We start from the raw sequence: 24,423 nt of genomic DNA, 5'->3' as shown, positions 1-24,423 counted from the left end.
AGGTCACCAACTATTATCAGAATTGTGTGGAAGTAATAGAGGTGACTGTCCCCCAGCAGACAATTAAGGTATTATAAATAGGTATACATAAAATTCAGGCATCTCAGAATAAACTAATAAGAATACAGGGGGCAACAAGATGATCATATTTCCTAAGCCGACAGTGGAGCAGTTTTTCCGTACATATACAATTTCCGATTTTACAGTAAGCCGTGATGAGCAGCGGTTGATTTTCAGTTCGAATCTGAATGGCAATGTGAATTTATGGGCAATGGATTTGCCGAGCGGATTCCCTTATTTATTCGCACAGCGGAATGAATCAGTGAGCTTCATCAAAATCGATCCGGAAAACCGTTTTGTGCTGGCCGGCTACGATAAGGACGGGGATGAAAACCACCAAATCTATGCGTTGCCTTATGAAGGCGGGCTTCCGCAGCCGCTGATAACAGGCGAGCTTGACGAGAAGTATTTCTTCTCTCACTTGAGTGATGACGGCAAACGCCTGTATTACATGACTTCAAACGGAAATCCGACATTCCTGAATACGCGCGTCCGCAATCTGGAGGACGGTTCCGATACGCTTTTGCTTGAAGGAGAGGGAGGAGTTACGGAGCTATCGGCGGTATCTGACAATGAAGAAGCGTTTGTTTATTCACGTGCATTCGCCAACACTTACGTAACGTCATTCGTGAAAATTGGCGATGAAACGCATAACCTGACGCCTGATGCATCACAGGTGCACATTGCATCGGACCCGGTGTTCACGGATGATAACACGATTTATTTCGTGACGAATTTTGACAGCGAGTATAATTATGTAGCGAAGTTTGAGATCGAAACGAAAGAGTTTTCACGCGTAGTGTCCATCGAGGATGAAAGCGTGGAAAGCTTGAAATGGCATAAGGAAAGCGAGACTTTTTATATCACGACGGAAAAAGGGGTATCCGACTACCTTTATCGTGCGGATCTGAAAATGGAGGATCCGGTCAAATTGGAAGCGCCCGCGGCCAGCATCGATAAAGTGCTGGTGACGAAGTCAGGTGCCGTATATCTATTGGGCCGCAGCGCGACTGTGCCGCATAATATTTTCCGTTTGGAAGGCGGGACAGAATGGACGCAATTAACGAAGAATAATGTCCTTGGCCTGGAATCGGAAGATATGGTGGAACCCGATGTGGTCACCTATAAATCATTTGACGGCATGGAAATCGAGGCTTTATTGTTCAGAGCCAAGCCGGAACACGACAACGGCCATACAATTTTCTGGCCGCACGGCGGACCACAGGCGGCGGAACGCAAAATTTTCCGGTCGATGTTCCAATGCTTCCTGAACCGGGGTTACTCGATATTTGCACCGAACTTCCGCGGCAGCACGGGCTACGGCGCGTCGTTCGTCAAACTGGTGGAGCAGGACTGGGGCGAAGGGCCGCGGCTCGACTGCCTGGCGGGAATCGAATGGCTGTTTGAAGAAGGAATCAGCGACCGCGAAAAATTATTCCTGGTCGGCGGAAGCTATGGCGGTTATATGGCGCTGTTGCTGCACGGACGCCATCCGGAATATTTTAAAGCCGTCGTCGACATTTTCGGCGTATCCGACCTATTCACGTTCTATAATTCGGTGCCGGAACATTGGAAGCCGATGATGGAACGCTGGATCGGCAATCCGGAACGTGACAAAGAACGCTTCATCAAAGACACGCCTACGACGTACCTCGACGGCATGGTCAAGCCGATGCTTGTTATACAGGGGGCGAAGGATCCGCGTGTCGTGAAGGAAGAATCCGACCAGATTGTTGCTAAGCTGCAGGAAGCCGGCCGCGCCGTTGAATATCTGGTGCTGGAAGATGAAGGGCATGGCTTTTCGCGGAAAGAGAATGAAATCGAAGTTTACAGCCGGATGCTAGATTTTTTAGGGAAGCATCAGGGGTGAATTGAATAAATATTAGGTAGAAAACCGGTGCCGGCGGATTGAAATCTGCTGGCATCGGTTTTTTACTGGGTGAAAAGCGTTGAAAGATGCAACTTCCTGCTGACAGGAAAGATTTACTTGTGCAGAATCAGGTTTATTTGCTCAGAATCGAATTTGTTTGCGGTAATCTGGATTTACTTGCGCAGATTTGAATTTGTTTGCGCAGAATGATTTTTATTTGCGTAGCGATACTTTTCTGCTCATTAGATAGTCTGTTTTTAATAATATTTTGATATCCTCGTCCTCGCACGAATAAAAAAGACCCCACATCAGCGGAGCCTTCATTCATTCCTTATATCTCTATCCCAAATCCTAAAACGCACCCGATCCGCCGCCACCGCCGCCGACTCCTGTTCCTGTTCCGGATCCGGCAACGCCGCCGCTTGCGCTGGCACTGGTGGTAGTACCTGCGGAAACGAAGATGGCCGTCATAAAGATCGGATTCATGACAAAGCTTGAACCGTCCATCTGCGATTCGGCAGAAGTGAAGACAGCCGCTTTGCGTTCTGCCGTTTTCTGGTCGCTGCCAAGCAGGTAGGCATAAGCCCGCTGCTTTTCATCTTTCGTCAAACGGTTCCATTGTTCGGCAGGCAATTCTTCCATTGCCGTTTTTAATTTTCTCCAATTGCGCCGCACTTCATGTCCTTCGAAAGTGATTGGTGAATAGCCGATCGCAAAGCCGAGCGCCAGCATCGCCAGCACAATGGACACTGCCATCCACGGGAAGATTTCGTATATGCCCGTATAGATGGCGAGCCCGATAAACAGTACACTCATGACGCCGGCTGCCCAGCGTAGCGCCGGATGTTTTTCGTGAAAATCCTTTGCTTTCACTTCGGCACTGACTTCTTTATTCCATTTATCAATCGCTTGGTTATAATCAGCGTGGTTGTCCTCATTCTTCGCATATTCCTCGACTTGTTCAAGCGTGAACTCGCGGCCGTCACCAATCTGGTTGAACAGCAAACCGATTAAAGTTTCTTCATGCGCATGATCGGTCTTCCTGCTGATCAGTTCAAAATGGTCCTCCGACAGCTGCTGGACATTCCCTTTTCGCATCAGCTCCATGATCGCCGCCGAAATGACATTTGGCGACAGGTAGATGGAATTAGTGAAATGGAGCAGCGCGGGAATGCTCATCGATTCCTTCGGCACGAAAAATTCATACGGATAATTATTGATCTTCCGTTTCCGCTGAGCGGAACGCCGCCATGCCAATAAAATCCCGGCGAGCAACAGTGCGCCGGCTATTGCAATGGAGGGAATCCCGATGTTTTTGGCGGTTTGCTGATTCTGCGCGAAAATCGCCGCTTCGTTTTCCAGCTGTTCACGGTCTGCCGCCAAGTCATCCCGGATCGTTCCGTCCTGAGCTGTTAACGCCGAGAAAAGTTCCGGTTCAAAAATCGCGCGGACAGTGACGTTTTCACCGTCTGGAACATATTCCAATTCAAAAATCGCCGCGCCTTCATTTGTAATCATTTCTGTGTTATAAGCTTCGTCGTATCCGAGTGCCGCAGTGCTGTTGGACTCAGCAGGCGGGAGAACCGAAATCGTCATGTCACCGTATTCACTCTCGTTGCTTTCATCAACAAACGACCAGTAAAACTGTGCGCCATCCTCGAATTTCTCTATGGCACCGACAATTTGGTAAGTCAATTCGACCTGGATCGTCTCGTCGTCCTCACCAGCCCGGTAAATCTTATAGACGCCGTCATCCATTTCTACTTTCAGCGGATTGTCATTTTCGGTGGCTGAGAAATTTTCGATGGTGGTGCCTGTCTGTTCGATCAAGCCGCGCGTGATGCCTTCAAAATCATCTTCAAATTGATAAATGAAGTTTTCCGTTACATCCACTGTGCCGTCTTCATTCAACTGCGCATCGATCTGGACTTCAGTAATTTCAAAGTCGACAGCGAGTGCCTGCGTTGGAATCAGCAGCACCAAAACGAACGCCAGCAGAAATGGGAATATTTTTTTGCCTGTCATGATCCATCACCTCTTGCATAGTAATACGGGCGAAGTGGATGAAGGTTTCACCAGAAATTTTGAGGGTGGCCGGCTACCGGCTACCATATAAATTTAAAATATATCAAAATTAAATACTTTGAATAATATGGATGTTATTGGGCAGCTGCTTTATAATTCACCTAAAGGTATTATGAGAGAACCGAAAAGAGGAGAAAACTACCATGAAAAAGCAGACGATTTTCAAGAAAGCTGCATTGTCCATAGCTGCCGTAGCCCTGCTTGCTCCGTTTATGCCGCATATCGACAAGTCAGGACTCACTTCCAATAAGGCAGAAGCCGCTGCCACTTTTCCGGATATAAAGGATTTCAAGGCGGAAATCGATTATCTGACCGGTTTTGAAATCATTCGCGGATACCCCGATGGCACGTTCCGGCCGACAGCCAGTATCACCCGGTTGGATGCAGTTCGGATGATTTTGCGGGAGATGGAAATTGTAAATCCGGAAGCCGCCAATCCAGGATTTGCAGATATGAACTCGAAGATGGAAGGCTTTGCTGAAGTGGCAAAAGCTGTGGAAATCGGTTTTATTGATGGTAAAAAGACTAGAGATGGCAAAAAAGTTTTTGATCCGAAAGGCCAGCTGACGCGTGCTGAAATGGCGAAGATCCTGACTGAGGCTTATGCGCTCGATGCCAATAATAAAGTTGAGTTCGTCGACGTCAACATGGGCCATTGGGCAAACGCATATATCAGCCGATTGGCCACTGCCAAAGTGACGGTCGGTTACCCGGGCGGTTATTTCAGACCTGAAAGCAGCCTCGAACGCCAGCACTTCGCTGCGTTCATGGCGCGTTTATTGAACCCGGCGAAATTCCAGGCAGGGCCTGTGGTGATTCCGCCACCGAAGTATCCGGCGCCGCCGACGAATACACCAGGGAAGTATGTTGATGGCATTCTGGTCGTCAATAAAGTCTACGCATTGCCGTCGACTTATAACCCGGGAATCATTCCGGTCGCACAGCAGGGTGTCAATGCAATGGTATCAGCGGCAAAATCGAATGGCGTCTATTTAAGCGTCATCAGTTCATACCGCTCATATTCCTATCAGTCTACGCTTTATAATAATTACGTGAAGCGCGACGGCCAGGCAGCGGCCGACCGTTACAGCGCACGTCCCGGCCACAGTGAACACCAGACGGGTTTGGCGTTCGATTTCGGCGGAACGAACCAGAACCACTGGCTGGAATCTTCGTTTGCCGATACGTCAGAAGGCAAATGGCTGGCAGCCAATGCGCATAAATACGGTTTCATCCTGCGCTATCCAAAAGGCAAGGAAAGCATAACCGGCTATATGTTCGAACCGTGGCATTTCCGCTACGTGGGTTCCGGTGAAGCGCCGAAGATCAAAGAAAGCGGCAAAACGCTGGAAGAGTACCTGAACGTTAGAGGAAGTTAAGCGGAAATTTTAAAATTTCCACTGTAAAACGGCATTCACTTTCAAGTGGGTGCCGTTTTTGAATTGGGTGGAAAATAGGTGCTTCGATGCTGAATGCCCGAATATTATCCTGAACGCCCGATTATCGCGCTGAATGCCCGAATATTATCCTGAACGCCCGATTATCGCGCTGAACGCCTGAATATTATCCTGAACGCCCGATTATCGCGCTGAACGCCCGAATATTATCCTGAACGCCCGATTATCGCGCTGAACGCCCGAATATTATCCTGAACGCCCGATTATCGCGCTGAATGCCCGAATATTATCCTGAACGCCCGATTATCGCGCTGAACGCCTGAATATTATCCTGAACGCCCGATTATCGCGCTGAACGCCCGAATATTATCCTGAACGCCCGATTATCGCGCTGAACGCCCGAATATTATCCTGAACGCCCGATTATCGCGCTGAATGCCCGAATATTATCCTGAACGCCCGATTATCGCGCTGAATGCCTGAATATTATCCTGAACGCCCGATTATCACGCTCAATGCCCGATTCCACGGCCACCGGGTGACTGCCAACTCTAAAAATGGTATACTAGCGGGAAAATGTCCTATTTTTCAATACATATTTGGCATTAAAAATGATGAAAAGAGTGTAGAGTTACCATGAAAATACCTAAACTTAACAAAACGGCTACGAGAATTTTAACACTTATCTTTATGGTCGCGCTGCCGCTTGTGACATTGATAGCAGCCGAGCTGATTGTTCGGAAAGTGTTGACGCTGCCGATCGGTCAATGGTACACCGATTTTGATAAGCGCGTTTACGTTAACGTATTACTTGTTCTGGCACTGTTCAATATTTTCTATATTCTGCCGCGTCGGTGGTATATGCTCTCAGGTGTTATTCTCAGTACTTTGCTGCTGATTTTCGCATTCGCAAACAAAATTAAAATGGAACTCCGCAGTTCACCGGTTGCGCTTGGAGATTTTTATTTGCTGGATGAACTCGGCGGCTTTGAATTGCCGGTTGATTTCAATATATTTTTATTAGTGCTGGCAGGGATTGGATTGCTGTCGGTTCTCGCGGTAATTTTCCTGGCAAGTCCGCAGCTAAAAGAGAATTGGTTATTAAAAATAGCTGTTTTTTGTTTATCCGCATTTTTCCTTTTCGCTTTATGGACAGATAAACCTTTTTCTCCAATGCAGGAGGCCAATTTCCAGACTTCCTGGTGGAAGCTTGAAGTTGCTCTTATGCAAAATGGTGTTCTTGGCAATTTTGTCTTGCTTGCTAAGGAAGCGGAAGTTGAACCGCTGGAGAATTACTCTGTCGAGATTCTGAATACGATCGGGGCGGAATACGAGCCGGCTCCGGCTGATAATGACGGGGAAAAGCCGAATGTCATTTTCCTCATGAGTGAATCATTCGTTGATCCTTATTTCTTCGGTGAAGAGCATTTCAAACAGGACCCGATTCCGAATTTCAGAAAATATTTTAATGAATCTTTGCACGGTTACATGTATTCTCCCGAGTTTGGCGGTGGTACAGCCAACGTCGAATTTGAAGCTTTGACAGGTTTCAGCATGCAATTCATGCGTGCAGATTTTGTGCCATACCAGTTGTTTGTCAAAAAACCTTTGCCATCTGCTGCTTATACATTCCGTGCTGCGGGTTATGAAACCACCGCAATTCATACTTATTTCGGCTGGTTCTATCAGCGGGAGACAGTTTACAAACAGCTGGGATTCGATCAATTCATTTCCGGTGATTTCATGGATCTTGACCGTCCAAACAATTCCTCCCAATCATTCCCGGAAGACAAGCACATCACTAATTCCGTGCTTGAAACTATCGATTATACTAAAGGTCCTGATTTTATCCATGCGGTCGCAGCCGAAGGGCATATGCCCTATTTGGAAAAAGGAGAATCGGAATTCGTGAAAGAAGGCGCCTTGCCACCTGAAACACAGCCGTATCTAAATTATTACACCGATGTAGCGAATAATATCGATGAAGAGCTCGGCCGGTTCATCGAAAATCTGGAACAGCGAGATGAGCCTTCGATTGTCGTTTTCTTCGGCGATCATTATCCTGCTTTCCCGAACGGCAATGAGTTATACGGTGCTAACGGTGCAGGTATTGTGGATGATATGCTGAATAATTATGATGATTATGTCGCCACGCACAAAGTTCCTTATTTCGTCTGGCAGTCGGAGGGCAATGAAGCTCAGGAACTCGATATTTCGCCGAATCAATTTGGTCCAATCACCATGGAAATGGCGGGAGTAGAAGGGAATACGTTTACTGCCATTCTGGATCGCATGCGTGAAAAGGATGAAGCGGTCATTCCTTATGCGCAGTGGAAATCGCAGATGGGCGATAATTCAAAGGAAATGGAAGACTTGGAAGTCATACAATATGACTGGCTCCACGGTGAGCGCTATTCCGCCGACTTGTTGCCCAATATGGAATTTTCACCAGTTTCCGATTATCATCTCGGACTTTACCCTGAAATGGCCGTCCAGCGTGTAACAGAAAAAGGCACTCTTTATGAAATCTTCGTTGAAGGTGCTCCAAAGTATGCTAAATTACTTGTTGATGGTGAAGAAGTCGAAGAAATAGCCTGGCGTAAAGCGGAACCTGGAGTGGCTGCTTTTTCTGTCAGCCAGGATCGCATCAGTGCAGGAGCAGACGTTCAATTCGCAGTTCTCAATTCCCGCGGTGCGATGCTCAGCCAAACCGAATCATTCAATATATCGACAATGCTGCAGGAATAGTTCCAGTGGCTCAATAGAAAACTCGCCAAGCGCATTAGAAACCCCTGATACCTTCTGGATACCGGGGGTTTTTCTCTCTATTGTAAAAGCCCCACGCTAGCGCGCCTCTTCAATCTTAGCCAATAACTGTTCAAAGGAACCGGCTCTCTCCTGAGAAGCCGGTTTTTTTATGTTATTTCTATGAATTTTCATAAAATATCGTAAAATTCAGAAATTTTGTTGACAATTCCTGAGTTACTTGTTAATTTAATAGTTATTAAGTTGTGGAGCCACGGATTTTTTCTTTTTACCCCTTTTAAATTTAGGACTATATAACTTATTTATGGAAATTTAAAGGGATTATGAAGGGGTTAATTGAAAGTAGCTACGTGAAATCAAGGAGGTCTGGGAAATGGAGAAGGTTGACCAGAAGAAGATTCTTGTACTCGGTGGGACAAAACATATGATTAATGTGGTGGAAACCGCAAAGCGGATGGGCATGTCACCAATTGTGGTCGATAATGTCATCGGTTCACCGGCTAAAAGCTATGCCGACAAATCTTTCAACACGAGTACAGCCGATATTGAAGGCTTGGCGAAGATCGTCCAGCAAGAAAAGGTGGACGGTGTATTCACAGCCTTTGAAGATATAAATACCTGGAATGCTGTTGCCCTGTGCAAAAAAATGGACTTGCCATTCTATGCGACTGAAGAGCAGTTGGGCATAACGTCGAACAAAGATAAATTCAAGGAAATCTGCCGGCGCTTTGATGTTCCTGTCATTGAAGAAAAAGAACTGGCAGGCGAACTCGAAGAAACAGCTGTTGCGACGTGGGAATTTCCAGTCATCATCAAGCCGGTTGACAGTTATGCCAGCAAAGGCATAACCGTTTGCTATGATACTGAGGAAGTTAAAGAGGGTTTCGCCAAAGCGATGGATTTTTCAAAATCGAAAAAAGCGATAGCCGAACGCTTCATCGATAATTCTTACGGCGTCCAAATGTTCTATACGATACAAAACAGCAATATCGTCCTGACGGCGGTGTGCGACCGATACGTCTATAAACATTCCAAAGAGCATCCGCCACTGCCGACGGCTATGGTGTTTCCTTCAAAGCACCAGGATACATTCATCGAAACGCTGGATTGGAAAATCCGAGACATGATCAATGGCATCGGTATTGAAAACGGTACGGTTTTCATCCAGTCGCTTTATGAAGACGGCAATTTCTATATTTATGAAATGGGCTTCCGCCTCAGCGGGGAGCAGCATTACCACATCATCGAAAAGCAGACGGACATCAACATCCTCGAAATGATGCTTGATTTTGCTGTCAGCAACCCGATAGATAAATATGATTTGCGGGATTATGACAACGGCCATATGCCTTTGCCGTCCTGCAATCTGCCGATTCTTTTAAAAGGCGGCATCATCGGTGAAATCTGCGGACTCGAAGAAGTCAAAGCGATGCCGCAAGTGATTTCCTGCGTCATCAATGTGGACCAGGGCGATGAAGTCGTCGTCACGGGTTCCTATACGCAAATGTTCGGCCGCTTCAATATTGTCGCGAATTCGACAGCTGAACTTTATGAAACAATTGAAAACGTCTATAATACCTTGCAAATTGCCAATCAGGCCGGTGAAGATATGCTGTTGACAAAATTTGTGCCGGAGCCGCTGCCAATTGGACAGGAATAAATAAGGAAGTGACAAGGAGCGGCAAATGTGCTGCTCCTTTTTTGCAGGATAAAAAATTTATTGGCATTGGAAGCGGGAATCTATGTCCAGACTCCAGCGGCCCAGCCCCTCGAGTCGCTTCGGATTTGCCGCCAATGGCAAAGAACGCCAAGTAATTTATTGAGCTATAGGGCTGCTCCTGCATCGCTGCGCTGCTTCGTCGCAAATAGATGGCTCAAACTACCTTTGAGCCATCTATTGCTTGTCGGGGCTTAACGGGCGCTTGCGCTTTTCTAAAGATGATATAATGGAAAACAGCTGTTTAATTGACTGAGAAAAGGATGTACATAGATGAAAAATAAATTAATAGCCTGGGTCGCAGTTGCCAGCTGGATGAGCATCATTTTCATCCTGTCCCATCAGCCGGCATCTGTATCAAGCGACCTCAGCTCGGGCATCACCGAATTTTTATTGGGCATAATCGCTGACTGGTTCCCTGGAAGTGATTCCCGCGTAGAGGAATTCCATACATTGGTGAGAAAGAACGCCCATTTCATTGCTTATTTTATATTGGGTGTTTTGTTGGTGAACGCTCTTGGCAGATGGGGAGAGTTAAAAGGGAGAGTTCTCATGGGCGCTTTTGCCATTTCGGTATTGTATGCAGCGTCTGATGAATTCCACCAGCTGTTCATCGCAGGAAGAAGCGGTGAAGTGCGGGATGTGCTCATCGACAGTGCAGGAGCAGCCACAGGCATTGTCATCTGCTGGGCAGGCAGCCTTGTTGCCCAAAAAAGAAAAGATGGTAAAAAGATGAAAGGCTGATGGGGTTTTTCTCCAGATAAATAATATATCGAAAATTTGGCTGCAGGTTAACTGCTGGATGATTGAACTTTGTCTATAGATTGTCATATCAAAAGCCCGTACAGAAAAAATTTCTGTACGGGCTTTTGATTTTTGGTTTTTTGCTTATCTGATAAAAGTCGTCACATAGGAAGGGCGCGGGAAAATATTCGGAACTTTGTCAATGCCCTCGTCGGTGCCGCGTTTTGCGTGGGCGCTGCCATAAGCATTTGACTGCTGCCAATTCTTGAAGGATTGCTCATCTTCCCACAGCGTGAGGATGACATAAGTATCTGAATTAAGTGGACGTAGCACGCGGATCGCTTTGAAACCGGGTTCGTCTTCGATTTTGCGGGCGCGATTCTGGAATCTTTCCTCAAATCGTTCCTTGCCTTCTTCTGTTACCGGAATATTGTTGAATACCGCAAAGTAACCGGCATTGATATCCCCGCTTGCATCGAGAATCTGATAGGCGTCAACTTCGGGTAACAATGCAGCTCCTTCCGTTTCATACATCAGGACTGCATCCTGTCCATTCATCAGGTAGATTAGCCGCGAATTCGGCAAACTGGCGACGTAGGCCATCGCCTTGTCGATATGGCCGCTCCATTTATGTAATTCCATGTCAAAAACCTCCTGCATTCATTTCTTACTATAATCTTATCGTTTTTATTTTCCTTTAGCCAATTTTTTTACCTTAGTTTAACCATAGGTGTTTAAAATCGGAAACTAAGCATAGTTCGAATTGTCATCAATCATAATAGGCGAGGTGAAAATATTGACGGATATTTATTTCAATAAAGATTATGGAATACTTTATGAAAAAATCGAGAATGGAAAATGTCAAAGCTTTGAATTTCAGAATGAGCTGGGATCGGTCCGGCATCTGTTTATCAAAAGGGAAATTCCCATACAGCTGGGGGGAGAGACATATTACGATTTGATCACGCCCTATGGATATGGCGGTCCGGTTATGCAGCCAGCGGAGGGAGCAGATAAAAAGGAATTGGCGCAGGCTTTTGTGCGGGATTTCGAACAACACTGCAAAAGGGAGAACATCGTCAGCGAATTTGTCCGGTTCCATCCTGTATTGAGGAACGCCGTGGATTTCGGCGAGTTCTATGATACAGTCTTTATGCGCAATACCATCCAGACCCGGCTTGCTGCGACAGCAGATCCCCTCATGAGTGAGTATTCGCCTTCAATCAGAAGGTATATACGTAAAGCTCTGAAGCAAGGTGTCGAGTATCGGGTTTATATGAATCCGGACAACCTCGATAAATTCCAGGAATTGTATCTGCAGACGATGGACCGCAATAAAGCGGACGACTATTACTATTTTGATGAAGAATATTTCAGTCAATGCCTCAATCTGCTGGGGCCGCAATTGGTAATGGTCGAAGTGACCTGGAAAGAGAAGGTCATCGCTATGAGCCTGAATTTTGCCAGTGACGGCGTGCTGCATATTCACCTGACGGGCAGTCTTGAAAATTACCATGATTTATACGCGCCGAATATTCTGCAGTATGCTTTGCTTCGGTGGGGTATGGAAAACAACATCGAACTGATCCATCACGGCGGCGGCCGGACGAACGAACCGGACGACAAATTATATCTCTACAAAAAGAAATACGGCCGCGTGCAGGAACTGGAATTCCATGTCGGCAAAAAGATTTGGAACAAGGAGATTTATGAACTTTTGTGCAAAGAAACAAATATGGAAAAGGAACCTTCTTTCTTTCCGGCGTATCGGAAAAACCTGAGGGTCAGGGAAGAGATCAAGTAAAATATGCAGCGGCTAAATATAAAACAGCATCCGAGTCTATTGCAGACAGACTCGGATGCTGTTTTTCATCTTTGAAGATAATTGGCTAACCCCGGTAAATCGGGAAATGTGCAGTGTTTGTTTCAGGATCCGCCGCAACTTTTGCCCGTGAAATTTTTTCATAGACAGCTGCATTCCTGATTTTTTTGCCGGTTAAGATATCCAGCGGCTCAGTCTTTGTAAAACCTCCCTTGAACCGGTAAAGCGGTTCTGTGCTGGCTCCCCCGAGATGCAATTGCTTCTTGCCGTTATCGACGCCCCAGCGGCATGCTTCGGACAGCACCAGGCTGTTGGCGGCAAACTTGAAATATGCCGGGTCATTGGCGGCGAGATGGTAATGGAGGTAATCGCCATGGTGGACCATCAGAGCTGTCGAGATCCGCTTGCCTTCATGAAGCGCGTTGATGATGAACTGTTTGCCTGCAAGCTTCCTGAAACTTTCTTCAAGAAAGCTTCTGCTGAAGAGATAATATTCCGGGATGCTGTTCCTTTTGGCCATCAGTTCATAGATGCGGCAGAAATCGTCCAGTGTCTCACCGGTGAAGTCAAACTCGATGGTAACTCCGTTCTTCAATGCACGCCGCACTTGCTGGCGCGTCCCGGATTTGAATTCATCCATGAAGTAATCTCCAGCCGACAAGTCGACGTACATTGCGATGCCGCGTTTGTCGATGCCATAAAATTCCCCGAAATGTTCGATATTGCCCACCCAAGGATTAAAGCGGATATATTCAGCAATGATCCGGTTGTCAGTGCAATACTGCTGGAAAGCCTCATCAAATGCTGCTGCCAGATCTTTTTCATGTCCTGGCTGGCATTCCGTAATAAGCGGGCCGTTCAGCCCGAAAGGTGTAATCGTATCAAAGTATGCAGTGGTGCCTGGCACCAGGCGTTTGATGAACGGGTAATGGATGCGTCCTAGGCTATGGGCGAATTCAAACGATACCGCAACCCCATCGTCCTGGCTTTCATATGCTTCCGCCCATTCCGGCAAAAAGAAGATATCGGGTATTCCTGTTTTTATGCTTACACTCAAAACTCTCTCTCCCTTCACAATGTTTCATTCTCATTTTCCATGCTAATAAAAGAGGGTTAAATCTGGGTAAAGTTATCAACTTTTATAAATAGAATATTCTGAGTAATTTTAACTCAGTTTTAACCTGGCTGTTGGAAGATACTCAAAACAGCATAAAAAACAATGTGGGGAGAGATCAGAGATATGTCGGAATTGTTCTTTACTCAGGATTACGGCAAGCTGTACGAAAAGATGGAAAAAGGAGTTTGTGAAGTATTCAAATTCAGCCATCCTTTCGGCATCGTGCATCATTTATTCATCAAACGGGAAATTCCTTATACAGCGGCAGGAGAAAAATTCTACGACGCCATTACGCCTTACGGCTACGGGGGGCCTGTCATCAAAAATTGCAAAAAAGGAGGAAAGACCGAGCTGGTCCGCCAATTTCAGCAGGCATTCGCAAATTACTGTAAAAAACAGAATATCGTTTCTGAATTTATCCGTTTCCATCCTATCCTGCAGAACGTCGAAGACTTCCGTGAATTTTATGAAACCGCCTATATGCGTGAAACGACAGGCACCACTTTAAAGGATCACGAAGATCCGGTCGCATCTGAGTTTTCCAAATCAGCCAGAAAGACTATCCGAAAAGCCTTGAAGGCCGGTGTTGAATACCGCGTAACCGTCAATCCGGGATCACTCGGGACTTTCAAGGAAATCTATTATGCAACGATGAAACGCCTCAATGCGGATTCCTATTATTATTTCGATGATAAATATTTCAGCAATTGCTTGAAATATTTTGGCGACAGGATTGTGCTGGTCGAAGCGCTCTATGAGGGAGAAGTTATCGGGGCGGAACTGCATTTCCTGTGCGGCAGTTTTATGCATACCCATTTGTCGGGGACAGTTGAAAACTGCAATCATCTTTCACCGGTCTATGTCATGACTTACGCTGCCGCACTATGGGGCAAAGAAAACGGCATTGATCTCATCCATGCCGGTGGAGGCGTAACCAATAATCCTGAAGATACTCTGTATCTTTTTAAAAAGAAATTCGGTCAAAATACGAACTTTCAATTCCATATCGGGAAAAAAATATGGAACCCGGAAATTTATAAACTGCTATGCGAAGAAGCTGAAGTCAGCACCGAGGAAGAATTTTTCCCTGCCTACCGGGCCAAAGCATCAAAACTGATGCCACAGGAAGAAGGCATACTGATCGAGCAATAGGAAGTGGAAAATTGAGTGTATAGAAAGAGTTGAGATAATCCCTGCTCAACTCTTTTTTGCATTCTTCCACGAATGAAATAATGGTGATGGAAATCCGATATTTGGATTATTTTTTGATGGAATTTACTTTTTTACGGAAAATAGGATTGTTCGGGGAGATTTCGAGGTATAGAATAAGAACAAACGTTCTTATTTGAGGAGGTAGTGACTTGAAGACGAAGGAATTGCCTGAACGGACTGTTGCCTGCCTTGATATGCGAAGCTTCTACGCCAGCTGTGCCGCCATCCAGGAAGGACTGGATCCGTTGGAAGCCCATATCGCTGTGGTCGGCAACCAGGAGCGGAAAGGCAGCGTCGTGCTTGCCGCGTCGCCGCGGATGAAAAAAGACTTTGGCGTAAAAACGGGCACACGGCTGTTCGAGATTCCGGACGATCCAAGGATTCGGCTGATTGAACCCAAAATGGAATTTTTTCTGCGGGTCTCCATGGCTATCACCGAACTCATTACGGAATTCGTGCCGAAAAAAGCTGTCCACGTCTATAGCGTCGATGAAAGTTTCATTGATTTTACCGACGTCGGTTCGCTATGGGGGGATACCGAAGCGCTCATTGCCCATATCCAGGACGCCTTGCTGCGGCAGTTCGGTCTGCCTTCTGCGGTCGGGGTCGGGCCGAATATGCTGCTCGCCAAATTGGCGCTCGACCAGGAAGGCAAAAAAATAGGATTTGCCAAATGGACCTATGACGATGTGCCTGAAAAATTATGGCCTCTCACGCCGCTCAGCGAAATGTGGGGAATCGGTTCCAGGACTGAACACACCCTCAACAGTATGGGTATTTTTTCGGTGGGCGATCTTGCCTGTACAGATGTTAAAACATTGGAAAATCGCTTCGGCATACTTGGCCATCAGCTTTACCAGCACGCAAACGGCATCGATTTGTCTGGCATCGGGTCACCGCTTGTGGCTGGACAGGTCAGTTACGGAAAAGGCCAAATTCTTTACCGCGATTACACAGAAGAAGAAGACATCATGACCATCATCCTCGAAATGTGCGAAGACATTGCCATGCGGACCCGGCAGGCCAGAAGGGCGGGACGCACCATCCACCTTAGCGTCGGCTACAGCAAGTCAGCGTTCGGCGGCGGTTTTTCCCGTTCGCGTTCTTTAGAGGAAGCCACCAATGACACCCTCCAGATCTACAAAGTTTGCCAGATGATTTTCAGCGAGCATTTTCAAAAGAAGCCCGTACGCCAAATCTCGATTTCGATCGGCAACCTTGAAGAGGAATCTTCCATGCAATTGAGTCTTTTCGAAGCACGCAAATGGGAAAAGCGGCGGCTCGGCGCAGCGATGGACCAAATCCGCAGCAAGTACGGCTATTCCGCTATTTACCGGGCAGTCTCCGGGACCGAAGCCGGCACCGCCATCGCCCGGACCCGTTTGATCGGCGGGCATCAGAAGTAGCGGCCGTCGATTATAAAAAAATTTACGGACCATAAGAAGCCAGTACAGGAATTCATTTTCCTGTGCTGGCTTTTTTAAAGGGGTAATTTTTGTTAAATTCAAATAATTCTTTATTCCTTAACCTCTTTTTAACCTGCCCTGCTTAACATAAGCCTTAATTATAAAATCTATGGTTTATAAAGGAGCGGTAGTATGGAAGTTGTTTTCATCACATTAGGATATCCCGATAACGGTCGGCACGGCAACCTTTACTACGATCTCATGCATGAATTCAAGCGAAACGGGCACGGGGTCACCGTTGTTTGCCAGACTGAAAAGCGGCACAACCAGCAGACAGAGCTGAAAGAAGTGGACGGTGTCCCGATCCTGAAAGTGCGCACCGGCAATGTCACAAAGACCAACCTGATGGAAAAAGGCGTCAGCACGCTGCTTCTGGAAGATCAGTTCATCAATGCGATCCGGACGTACCTCGGTGGCAAAAAATTTGATCTGATACTTTATACAACACCGCCGATTACATTCGAACGGGTCATTAAATACCTGAAAAATATGCACGGTGATGGAATGACGTATTTATTGCTGAAGGATATTTTCCCGCAGAACGCGGTGGATATCGGCATGTTGAAGGAAAACAGCCTGCTGCACAATTATTTCCGGAGAAAAGAAAGACGCCTCTATGAAATCAGCGATATGATCGGCTGCATGTCGGATGGCAACAGGCGCTTTGTGCTCCAGCATAATCCCGAAGTTCGGGCGGATAAAGTGGAGATTAATCCAAATTCCATCCATCCGGCTGACAGGTCCCTGAAAAAAGGGCGCACGCACATCCGCAGAAAACTTGGGATTCCGGAACATGCACTCCTGTTTCTCTACGGAGGCAATCTTGGAAAGCCGCAGGGCATTGATTACCTGATCCGCTCGATTGACCTTTACCGCAACCAGGACGATGTGTTCTTCCTGATTGTCGGTTCGGGTACGGACTATCCGAAAATCGAGAATTATGTTCAGCAGCGGAGACCTTCAAATGTACGGCTGGAGAAATTGATGGAGAAAGAGGATTACGACAAGGTGGTGGATTCGGCAGACATCGGGATGATTTACCTTGACCGGCGCTTCACGATTCCGAACATCCCATCGCGCTTGATGGCTTATATGGACCGCGCCAAGCCGGTTTTGGCAGTGACCGATCCACATACAGATCTGAAAGATATCATTTACGATGCTAGATGCGGTTATTACGCAGAGGCGGGGGAATTGGCTGAATTCAGGGATGCCATCGAACAGGTCAAACGGGACCGCGGAAGATTGCAGCAGCTGGGTGAGAACGGACGACGCTATTTGGAAAAAGAGTTCAATGTAACCGAGTCATACGATATCATCATGCAGCATTTTATCAAAGATGGGAGTGGGGAATATTGTTCAAAGACAAAATATTACTCATCACAGGCGGCACAGGGTCTTTTGGAAACGCCGTAATGGAGCGCTTCCTGTTCACGGATATCAAGGAAATCCGGATATTCTCAAGAGATGAGAAAAAACAGGATGACATGAGAAAACGTTATAACAACGACAAGTTGAAATTCTATATCGGCGATGTGCGGGATCTGGCAAGCGTAAAATATGCCATGAATGATGTAGATTATGTGTTTCATGCGGCAGCGCTCAAACAGGTGCCGTCCTGTGAATTCTTTCCGATGGAAGCGGTCAAAACCAATATTATCGGTACGGAAAACGTTCTGAACGCATCAATCGGCTGCGGTGTCAAAAAAGTCATTTGCCTGTCGACCGACAAAGCGGCGTACCCGATCAATGCGATGGGCATCTCGAAGGCGATGATGGAAAAAGTGTTTGTAGCGAAAGCGAAGACGGTGTCTTCCGAGAAGACGCTGATCTGCGGCACACGCTATGGCAATGTGATGTGTTCAAGAGGATCGGTGATTCCGCTGTTCGTGGAGCAGATCAAGTCGGGCAAGCCGCTGACAGTGACTGATCCGCATATGACTCGTTTCCTGATGAGCCTTGAAGACGCTGTTGAACTGGTTGTCTTCGCTTTCCAGAACGCCAATGCCGGCGACATCATGGTGCAGAAGGCACCTGCTTCGACAATTGAAGATCTGGCTCAGGCATTGAAAGAATTGTTCGATGCGGACAATGAAGTCAAAATCATCGGCACGCGCCACGGCGAGAAGGAATTTGAAACGCTGCTGACCCGTGAAGAACATATTGTCGCTCAGGACATGGACGGCTTCTACAGAGTACCGGCCGACAGCCGCGACTTGAATTACGAAAAATACTTCAATAAAGGCGACGAAAAACTTTCCACAGAAAGAGAGTATAACTCGCATAACACGAAAAGGCTCAGTGTAAGTGAAATCAAGGACTTGCTGCTTCAACTGCCGTACATCCAGGAAGAATTGAAGGCCATTAATCCGGCACTGCCGGCCACTGTCAATTACGGTATTCCGAGTTGAAAATCCTGGTTACCGGCGCGGAAGGCTTTGTCGGCAGGAACCTGGCCGCGGAACTGAAGAATCAGGGGTACGAAGATTTATTGCTTTATACCAGAAAGAATACGGCCGCCGATCTGGAAAGATACGCACAGGAATGTGATTTCGTCTTCCACCTGGCGGGTGTCAACCGCCCCGAAAAAGAAGAAGACTTCCTGAAAGGCAACCATGACCTGATTTCAGAATTATTATCATTTCTGAAAAAACACGGTAACCGGTCACCGGTTGTTGTCACTTCATCTATTCAGGCTGAGCGGGATAATCCTTACGGCCGCAGCAAAAAAGCCGGGGAAGATGTGGTGTTCGAATACGGAAGGCAAACAGGAAACGATGTATTCGTATACCGGCTGGTGAATTTATTCGGCAAATGGAGCCGGCCGAATTACAACTCGGTTGTCGCCACCTTTTGCCATAATATCGCCCGGGATCTCGAAGTGCAGGTGAATGATCGCGGAGCAGAACTCCAATTATGCTATATAGACGATGTGCTGGAAGAGTTTAAGCGGACACTCAAAGGACAGCCGACAAGGGATGGCAAGTTTTGCAGGGTTCCTGAAACGCATAAAATAACCGTTAGTGAACTGGCTGACAAAATCAGGCTTTTCAAAGAAAGCCGACGGAATCTTGAGCTGCCGGATATGAAAGATCCTTTGACAAAGAAATTATACAGCACTTATTTGAGCTATTTGCCGGAAGACCGCTTTTCCTATCAATTGAAAGTGAACAGTGACGATAGGGGATCGTTTACCGAATTTCTCCGCACCAAAGGGCACGGCCAGATATCGGTGAACCGTTCCAAACCCGGCATCACCAAAGGCAATCACTGGCACCATACGAAAAACGAGAAATTTCTGGTGGTGAGCGGCAAAGGGGTCATCCGGTTGCGGAAAGTCGATTCGGATGAGGTCATTGAATACTTTGTCGACGGCAAGGATATGGAAGTCGTCGATATACCTGTCGGCTATACACATAATATCGAAAATCTGGGTGATACCGAAATGATCACCATCATGTGGGCAAATGAGCTGTTTGATCCGGAAAAACCGGATACGTATTATATGGGGGTTTAGCATATGGAGAAATTGAAGGTCATGACAGTGGTGGGCACAAGGCCGGAAATCATCAGGCTTTCAGCGGTCATCAATAAGCTTGAGGCTTCAGAAGCCATCGACCACATACTTGTCCATACCGGGCAGAATTACGATTACGAATTAAACGAGGTATTTTTCAAAGATTTCAATCTGCGTAAGCCGGATCATTTCCTGAATGCCGCAAATGGTGCTGCCATCGAGACGATTGGAAATATCCTGGTGAAAATTGATCCGGTGCTGGAACTGGAAAAGCCTGATGCGTTTCTGGTGCTCGGAGATACAAACAGCTGTCTGTGCGCAATTGCTGCCAAAAAGAAAAAAATCCCGATTTTTCATATGGAAGCCGGCAACCGCTGTTTCGATCAGCGGGTTCCGGAAGAGACCAACCGGAAAATCGTCGACCACGTGGCGGATATCAATTTGACGTACAGCGATATCGCGCGCGAATACCTTCTTCGTGAAGGCTTGCCGGCCGACCGCATCATCAAGACAGGCAGCCCGATGTTCGAAGTGCTTGAATCACGAAAAGTGGAAATCAGCGAATCGGATATCCACGAGCGGTTACAGCTTACAAAAGGGGAATACTTCATTGTTTCTGCCCACAGGGAAGAAAATATCAACTCTCCTGAAAACTTCAGTGACTTGGTGGAAAGCCTGAATGCAGTAGCAGAAAAATATGCACTTCCGGTAATCGTCAGCACACATCCCCGGACGCGCAAGATGATTGAATCGGAAAAAACGGAATTCCATCCACTTGTGCAGACGGCAAAGCCTCTTGGCTTTATCGATTACATCAGCTTGCAGCTCCATTCAAAAGCAGTGCTGAGCGACAGCGGCACAATCAGTGAAGAATCATCGATCCTTGGCTTGCGGGCGCTTAATATCAGGCAGGCGCATGAACGTCCCGAAGCTATGGAAGAAGGCAGTGTCATGATGGCAGGTCTTAAAAAGGAACGGATTCTCCAGGGGCTTGCGGTGCTGGAATCGCAGGAAATGCAAACCTTGCGGCCCGTGCCGGATTACAGTATGCCGAATGTATCGGACAAAGTATTGCGCATCATCCTTTCTTATACAGATTATGTAAATCGGACAGTATGGCAGAAGAACGGCGAAAAAAGGAGGGCATTGGCGTGTATCGATTAAAGGAATTACTCCGTATGTTTGCACAGAACTCAGCCCATGGAAAAAAACTTTGGACTTTTCTGGTCAAGGTGAAGCAGATTGTGCACAACGACCGCAGATTCCGGAGGCTTCCGCGGAATATGACAGTTGCGCAGTTCATCGAACAATTAAATAAAAAAGGCTGCCGATACGTCATACTTCGGTGGTTCGAAGATCTTCCCCATGTCGAATACGGAGGGGATATCGATCTTCTCGTCCATGACGATGACGCAGCCATATTGGACAGTATACTGACCTGGTCGCCGCGAAAAGGTGGTATCCCCTGCGATGTCTACAGTGTCAGTGGATTGCCGAGTTACGCCTATAAAGAAATCGCTTATTATCCGCCAGTTATCGCCCAACAATTGCTGGAGCGGGCGGTGCAGCACGATTCAGGCGCCAAAGTTCCATCTGAGAGCGATTATTTTTATAGTCTCGTATTCCACGCGCTTTACCACAAAGGATATGAATCAGGATTATCTGAGGATGGTATCCAGGCCCCGAAAGTAACCGAACCGGGCCATGATTTTCAAACTATTTTAAAAGAGATGGCTGAAAAGCACGGTGTCGCTGTTGACATCAATATGACTGCACTGGATGCGTTACTGGAGGAAAAAGGCTGGCGGCCTACGTTGGATATGCTCGAAAAACTGGGCCATGACAATGAATGGTGTACGAAACTGACCAATGAAATTTTGAAGGATATGCCAGAAGTGCCCGGCCTGGCGGTATTCATTATCCGGGAAGAGGCAGCTTCACCGGCTGACGAGCAAAACGTAAAAGAAGAGCTAGAAAAACATGGTTTCCAAATTGTCAGAAGCAAAAAATTGAATGAACAGGAAAAACAGCATGCTGCCCAGCAATTGCGGGGGGGAAATTGGGGAGAAAAATCAAGTGTGCTGTCCGGCGGATTGCCGGCGACGATCGTCACGGCAATCGATTTCAATCCGATCGAACCTTCAAGTGAGCTGAAGAATAAATATCCGCTGCTCGATAACCGGCGGATTGCAGATGTCAAAAAGGACATGCGAGAAAAGTATTTTAAAAATATTATCCATTCCAGCGACAGTGCACGGCAGGCCGCCCATTACCTCGAAACGGTCATGCCGGATGAAACAGCTGAAGTGCTGGAAGCAGCCAGGAGAGAACTGGCTGCCCGCCAATCGGCTCCAACAGGGATTCTGCTTGAAAAAACGATGTGAAAGAAATAAAAGGAGGTTTGCTGATGAAGATTGCGCTGGTGTGCCCGTCGAATATACTGTTCATGCCGTACGTGGGCAATTACACAAAAGTGCTTGATGACAGCGGGATTGATTACGATGTCATTAATTGGGACCGCAATGGCACAGAAGATCCGAATAATCCATTGAAGTACCGGGACAGTAAGACAGCCCTCCAAAGGGGATTTATCGATTATCTTAAATTCAAAAATTTTGTGCTGAGAATTCTGAAAAAAAATAATTACGATAAAATCATCGTCTTCGGTATCCAACTATCCTATTTTTTGAAACCTTACCTCTTAAAGAAAAAAAGAGGCAGTTACATTTTGGATATCCGGGATCATAACCGGATTCTGAAGGCATATGACATCCGGAAGGTGGTGGAAGGCTCGGCTTATACGGTCCTTTCTTCACCGGGCTTCAAAAAATGGCTGCCCGACAGCCAAAAATATTTGATCAGCCATAATACGACCATCGACAATGTTGAAGAGCTGAAAGATTGCGGAAGCGCCTTCCTCCAGAAGGAAAAAGTAAAAATCGCTTTTATAGGCGCTTTGTCCGATTACCAGGTGAACATCGATTTCATAGATTCAGTCAAAGATTGTAAAAAAGTCGAACTCGTCTATCACGGAGAGGGTCTTTTCAATAAAGATCTGGAAGCATACATTACACAGAATAAAGTAAGGAATGTGGTCTTGACCGGCCGCTATACAAAAGAGCAGGAAAATAGCCTGTATGATGATTCAGATCTGATACACGGGCTGCGGTACAACGAAAATATAAATTGCAAAACTTTGCTTCCGAATCGATTATACAATGCAGCCTTGCACGGCAAGCCGCTGATTGTGGCGGAAGATTCCTATCTTGCGGAACTGACGCAGCAATATGGGCTTGGGCTGGTGGTCGATTCGCTGGCTGATCTGGAAAAGAAAGTCGGCAATTATTTAGCTGAATTCAATTTCGAAGAATATAAAGAAAAGCGCAAAGCTTTTTTTCAAAAAGTTGTTGAAGACAATCTGCTGTTCAGGGACAGCATCAATAAGTTTCTAAGATTCTAAAAAACTTCTCGAAGAAATGGCAGGGCTGGCTATGATCATATATATTGCATTCTTAAGTGTCATATTCGGATTATTGCTGTTCGAATTGGTGGCCACATGGAAAATATCCTATAGCGGAAATTTATCTCTCGATAAGGGAAGGTTTGTTGAACCTTCCCCTTTGGCAGAGGGAGTTCCGCAGCAAGGTCCGCAGAAAGCGGATGGCACCTATACGGTGACACTGATTCTGGCCTGGACTGTGATTTTCCTGTTTTCGTCGCTTCGCTATAATGTCGGATGGGATTACGAAGCTTACTATGCAACGGTCCGATATAACCTGGTAACAAATATCGTCAGCAACGGGGAACTGGCGACCATCTTCCTGATTGAACTTGCCAGGGATATGAACATGACCAATCTGTATTTTTTCCTCAATTCATTGATATTCATTATGCTCGTTGCTTTGACTGTTAAAAGATACAGCCAGGATTACTGGATCAGCATCATTTTCTTTGTCTGCTTCCCGCTATTCTTCCTGAATTCCTTGAGTGTGATACGGCTTTTCACAGCTCTTGCCATTACGTTCTACGCGTTTAAATTCATCGAGCGGGGGCAATTGATGCGGTATCTGATTGCGGTGGCATTTGCCGGCATGTTCCATGCTTCGGCGTTTATCGCCATAGCCTTCTATTTTATCCGCAACGTCAAGCTCGACATTCTGAAGCTGGTAGTCGTGCTGTTCTCTCTGCCTTTTGTCGGCAAGGTGGTCAACTCATTCGTCGTCGCATACTTGCCGACTTATGCTCCCTATACGGAAGCGGCGGGAGGGCAGGAAGGGACAAAAGCGATTTTCGTTCTGCTGTTCATTGGTGTTGTAGCCTTGTTCCTTCGCGATAAAATTTTGGAAAATGACCGAATCGCCAATATGTATTTTAACTTCTATTTCGTTGGACTGGGAATTTACCTGATGTTCTTTTCCCAAGGAACTATGGGGCACCGGTTATCACTGTACGGCACATTTTTCTCGCTCCTGCTGATTCCAAAAATTGTGTCATTGTTTAACCTCGACAGCAACCGCGTGTTGCTGAAAGTCGGGATCTCCCTTTTCAGCATTGTGATTTTCCTTTATATCGTTTATGTAGGAGCTGCTACATACGTTCCGTACAAGACGATTTTCCAGATAAGGTATTAGCAATTCATACAAACGCGGA

The 24,423-nt window shown here is 46.5% G+C and carries 18 protein-coding genes; 15 read left to right on the top strand and 3 right to left on the bottom strand.

Annotated elements, in window-relative coordinates:
• The first annotated feature begins 139 nt into the window (after positions 1 to 139).
• The gene (locus DP120_RS08380; RefSeq protein ID WP_112223178.1) at positions 140 to 1,930 is read left to right on the top strand and encodes a S9 family peptidase; all 1,791 of its coding nucleotides are present in this window, start codon (positions 140 to 142) and stop codon (positions 1,928 to 1,930) included.
• A gap of 351 nt (positions 1,931 to 2,281) precedes the next feature.
• On the opposite strand, the gene DP120_RS08370 is transcribed toward DP120_RS08380, so the two are convergent.
• The gene (locus DP120_RS08370; RefSeq protein ID WP_112223176.1) at positions 2,282 to 3,955 is read right to left on the bottom strand and encodes a DUF2207 domain-containing protein; all 1,674 of its coding nucleotides are present in this window, start codon (positions 3,953 to 3,955) and stop codon (positions 2,282 to 2,284) included.
• Positions 3,956 to 4,158: 203 nt separating this feature from the next.
• Between DP120_RS08370 and DP120_RS08365 the strand changes: the two genes are divergently transcribed.
• The 4 genes from DP120_RS08365 to DP120_RS08350 all read left to right on the top strand — a co-directional run bounded on the left by DP120_RS08365 (position 4,159) and on the right by DP120_RS08350 (position 10,639).
• Positions 4,159 to 5,394 carry a D-alanyl-D-alanine carboxypeptidase family protein gene (locus tag DP120_RS08365; protein WP_112223175.1) on the top strand — a complete coding sequence of 412 codons (1,236 nt, stop codon included), beginning with the start codon at positions 4,159 to 4,161 and terminating at the stop codon, positions 5,392 to 5,394.
• 654 nt (positions 5,395 to 6,048) lie between these two features.
• A complete protein-coding gene (locus DP120_RS08360; protein ID WP_112223174.1) occupies positions 6,049 to 8,160 on the top strand; it encodes an LTA synthase family protein in 2,112 nt (703 codons plus the stop codon).
• Between the two features lie 391 nt (positions 8,161 to 8,551).
• Complete coding sequence (locus DP120_RS08355) at positions 8,552 to 9,838, top strand: ATP-binding protein (protein ID WP_112223173.1); 1,287 nt, start codon at positions 8,552 to 8,554, stop codon at positions 9,836 to 9,838.
• A 330-nt stretch (positions 9,839 to 10,168) separates the two neighbouring features.
• Positions 10,169 to 10,639 (top strand): VanZ family protein, encoded by a 471-nt coding sequence (locus DP120_RS08350; protein ID WP_112223172.1) that lies wholly within the window; start codon positions 10,169 to 10,171, stop codon positions 10,637 to 10,639.
• A 144-nt stretch (positions 10,640 to 10,783) separates the two neighbouring features.
• On the opposite strand, the gene DP120_RS08345 is transcribed toward DP120_RS08350, so the two are convergent.
• Entirely contained in the window at positions 10,784 to 11,281 is a 498-nt protein-coding gene (locus DP120_RS08345) for an antibiotic biosynthesis monooxygenase family protein (protein WP_112223171.1), read from the bottom strand.
• Between the two features lie 121 nt (positions 11,282 to 11,402).
• On the opposite strand from DP120_RS08345, the gene DP120_RS08340 reads away from it, so the two are divergent.
• Positions 11,403 to 12,443, top strand: a complete 1,041-nt coding sequence (locus DP120_RS08340; RefSeq protein ID WP_240611989.1) for a GNAT family N-acetyltransferase — start codon at positions 11,403 to 11,405, stop codon at positions 12,441 to 12,443.
• A gap of 85 nt (positions 12,444 to 12,528) precedes the next feature.
• Here DP120_RS08340 and DP120_RS08335 read toward each other — a convergent pair whose 3' ends face one another.
• Entirely contained in the window at positions 12,529 to 13,518 is a 990-nt protein-coding gene (locus DP120_RS08335; protein ID WP_112223169.1) for a GNAT family N-acetyltransferase, read from the bottom strand.
• Positions 13,519 to 13,701: 183 nt separating this feature from the next.
• Here DP120_RS08335 and DP120_RS08330 point away from each other — a divergent pair, with 183 nt between their 5' ends.
• From DP120_RS08330 to DP120_RS08290, 9 genes are all read left to right on the top strand, one after another.
• Entirely contained in the window at positions 13,702 to 14,730 is a 1,029-nt protein-coding gene (locus tag DP120_RS08330) for a GNAT family N-acetyltransferase (protein WP_112223168.1), read from the top strand.
• Between the two features lie 254 nt (positions 14,731 to 14,984).
• Complete coding sequence (locus DP120_RS08325) at positions 14,985 to 16,196, top strand: Y-family DNA polymerase (RefSeq protein ID WP_112223289.1); 1,212 nt, start codon at positions 14,985 to 14,987, stop codon at positions 16,194 to 16,196.
• 192 nt (positions 16,197 to 16,388) lie between these two features.
• Positions 16,389 to 17,672: a glycosyltransferase family 4 protein gene (locus DP120_RS08320; protein WP_112223167.1), complete on the top strand. Its 1,284-nt coding sequence runs from the start codon at positions 16,389 to 16,391 to the stop codon at positions 17,670 to 17,672.
• A complete protein-coding gene (locus tag DP120_RS08315) occupies positions 17,612 to 18,667 on the top strand; it encodes a polysaccharide biosynthesis protein (protein WP_112223166.1) in 1,056 nt (351 codons plus the stop codon). The genes DP120_RS08320 and DP120_RS08315 overlap by 61 nt, the downstream gene beginning before the upstream one ends.
• Complete coding sequence (locus DP120_RS08310) at positions 18,664 to 19,773, top strand: capsular polysaccharide biosynthesis protein CapF (protein WP_112223165.1); 1,110 nt, start codon at positions 18,664 to 18,666, stop codon at positions 19,771 to 19,773. Before DP120_RS08315 ends, DP120_RS08310 begins: the two co-directional genes overlap by 4 nt.
• Positions 19,774 to 19,776: 3 nt before the next feature.
• Positions 19,777 to 20,937: a non-hydrolyzing UDP-N-acetylglucosamine 2-epimerase gene (gene wecB / locus DP120_RS08305; protein ID WP_112223164.1), complete on the top strand. Its 1,161-nt coding sequence runs from the start codon at positions 19,777 to 19,779 to the stop codon at positions 20,935 to 20,937.
• Positions 20,925 to 22,157 carry a hypothetical protein gene (locus DP120_RS08300; protein WP_112223163.1) on the top strand — a complete coding sequence of 411 codons (1,233 nt, stop codon included), beginning with the start codon at positions 20,925 to 20,927 and terminating at the stop codon, positions 22,155 to 22,157. Before wecB ends, DP120_RS08300 begins: the two co-directional genes overlap by 13 nt.
• 23 nt (positions 22,158 to 22,180) lie before the next feature.
• The gene (locus DP120_RS08295; protein ID WP_112223162.1) at positions 22,181 to 23,233 is read left to right on the top strand and encodes a glycosyltransferase family protein; all 1,053 of its coding nucleotides are present in this window, start codon (positions 22,181 to 22,183) and stop codon (positions 23,231 to 23,233) included.
• 31 nt (positions 23,234 to 23,264) lie between these two features.
• Positions 23,265 to 24,404, top strand: a complete 1,140-nt coding sequence (locus DP120_RS08290; RefSeq protein ID WP_165843744.1) for an EpsG family protein — start codon at positions 23,265 to 23,267, stop codon at positions 24,402 to 24,404.
• Positions 24,405 to 24,423 lie beyond the last annotated feature (19 nt).

Origin of the sequence: Planococcus halotolerans (assembly GCF_003289955.1) — a bacterium.
Lineage (GTDB): Bacteria > Bacillota > Bacilli > Bacillales_A > Planococcaceae > Planococcus > Planococcus halotolerans.
This window is presented reverse-complemented; position numbering and strand designations above follow the sequence as displayed.

What these genes read in the sequence shown, in the direction of transcription:
- DP120_RS08290 (WP_165843744.1), top strand. Translation starts at nt 23,265, where the DNA reads ATGATCATATATATTGCATTCTTAAGTGTCATATTCGGATTATTGCTG.
- DP120_RS08350 (WP_112223172.1), top strand. Translation starts at nt 10,169, where the DNA reads ATGAAAAATAAATTAATAGCCTGGGTCGCAGTTGCCAGCTGGATGAGC.
- DP120_RS08320 (WP_112223167.1), top strand. Translation starts at nt 16,389, where the DNA reads ATGGAAGTTGTTTTCATCACATTAGGATATCCCGATAACGGTCGGCAC.
- DP120_RS08355 (WP_112223173.1), top strand. Translation starts at nt 8,552, where the DNA reads ATGGAGAAGGTTGACCAGAAGAAGATTCTTGTACTCGGTGGGACAAAA.
- DP120_RS08380 (WP_112223178.1), top strand. Translation starts at nt 140, where the DNA reads ATGATCATATTTCCTAAGCCGACAGTGGAGCAGTTTTTCCGTACATAT.
- wecB (WP_112223164.1), top strand. Translation starts at nt 19,777, where the DNA reads ATGGAGAAATTGAAGGTCATGACAGTGGTGGGCACAAGGCCGGAAATC.
- DP120_RS08295 (WP_112223162.1), top strand. Translation starts at nt 22,181, where the DNA reads ATGAAGATTGCGCTGGTGTGCCCGTCGAATATACTGTTCATGCCGTAC.
- DP120_RS08345 (WP_112223171.1), bottom strand. Translation starts at nt 11,281, where the DNA reads ATGGAATTACATAAATGGAGCGGCCATATCGACAAGGCGATGGCCTAC.
- DP120_RS08370 (WP_112223176.1), bottom strand. Translation starts at nt 3,955, where the DNA reads ATGACAGGCAAAAAAATATTCCCATTTCTGCTGGCGTTCGTTTTGGTG.
- DP120_RS08365 (WP_112223175.1), top strand. Translation starts at nt 4,159, where the DNA reads ATGAAAAAGCAGACGATTTTCAAGAAAGCTGCATTGTCCATAGCTGCC.
- DP120_RS08330 (WP_112223168.1), top strand. Translation starts at nt 13,702, where the DNA reads ATGTCGGAATTGTTCTTTACTCAGGATTACGGCAAGCTGTACGAAAAG.
- DP120_RS08360 (WP_112223174.1), top strand. Translation starts at nt 6,049, where the DNA reads ATGAAAATACCTAAACTTAACAAAACGGCTACGAGAATTTTAACACTT.
- DP120_RS08325 (WP_112223289.1), top strand. Translation starts at nt 14,985, where the DNA reads ATGCGAAGCTTCTACGCCAGCTGTGCCGCCATCCAGGAAGGACTGGAT.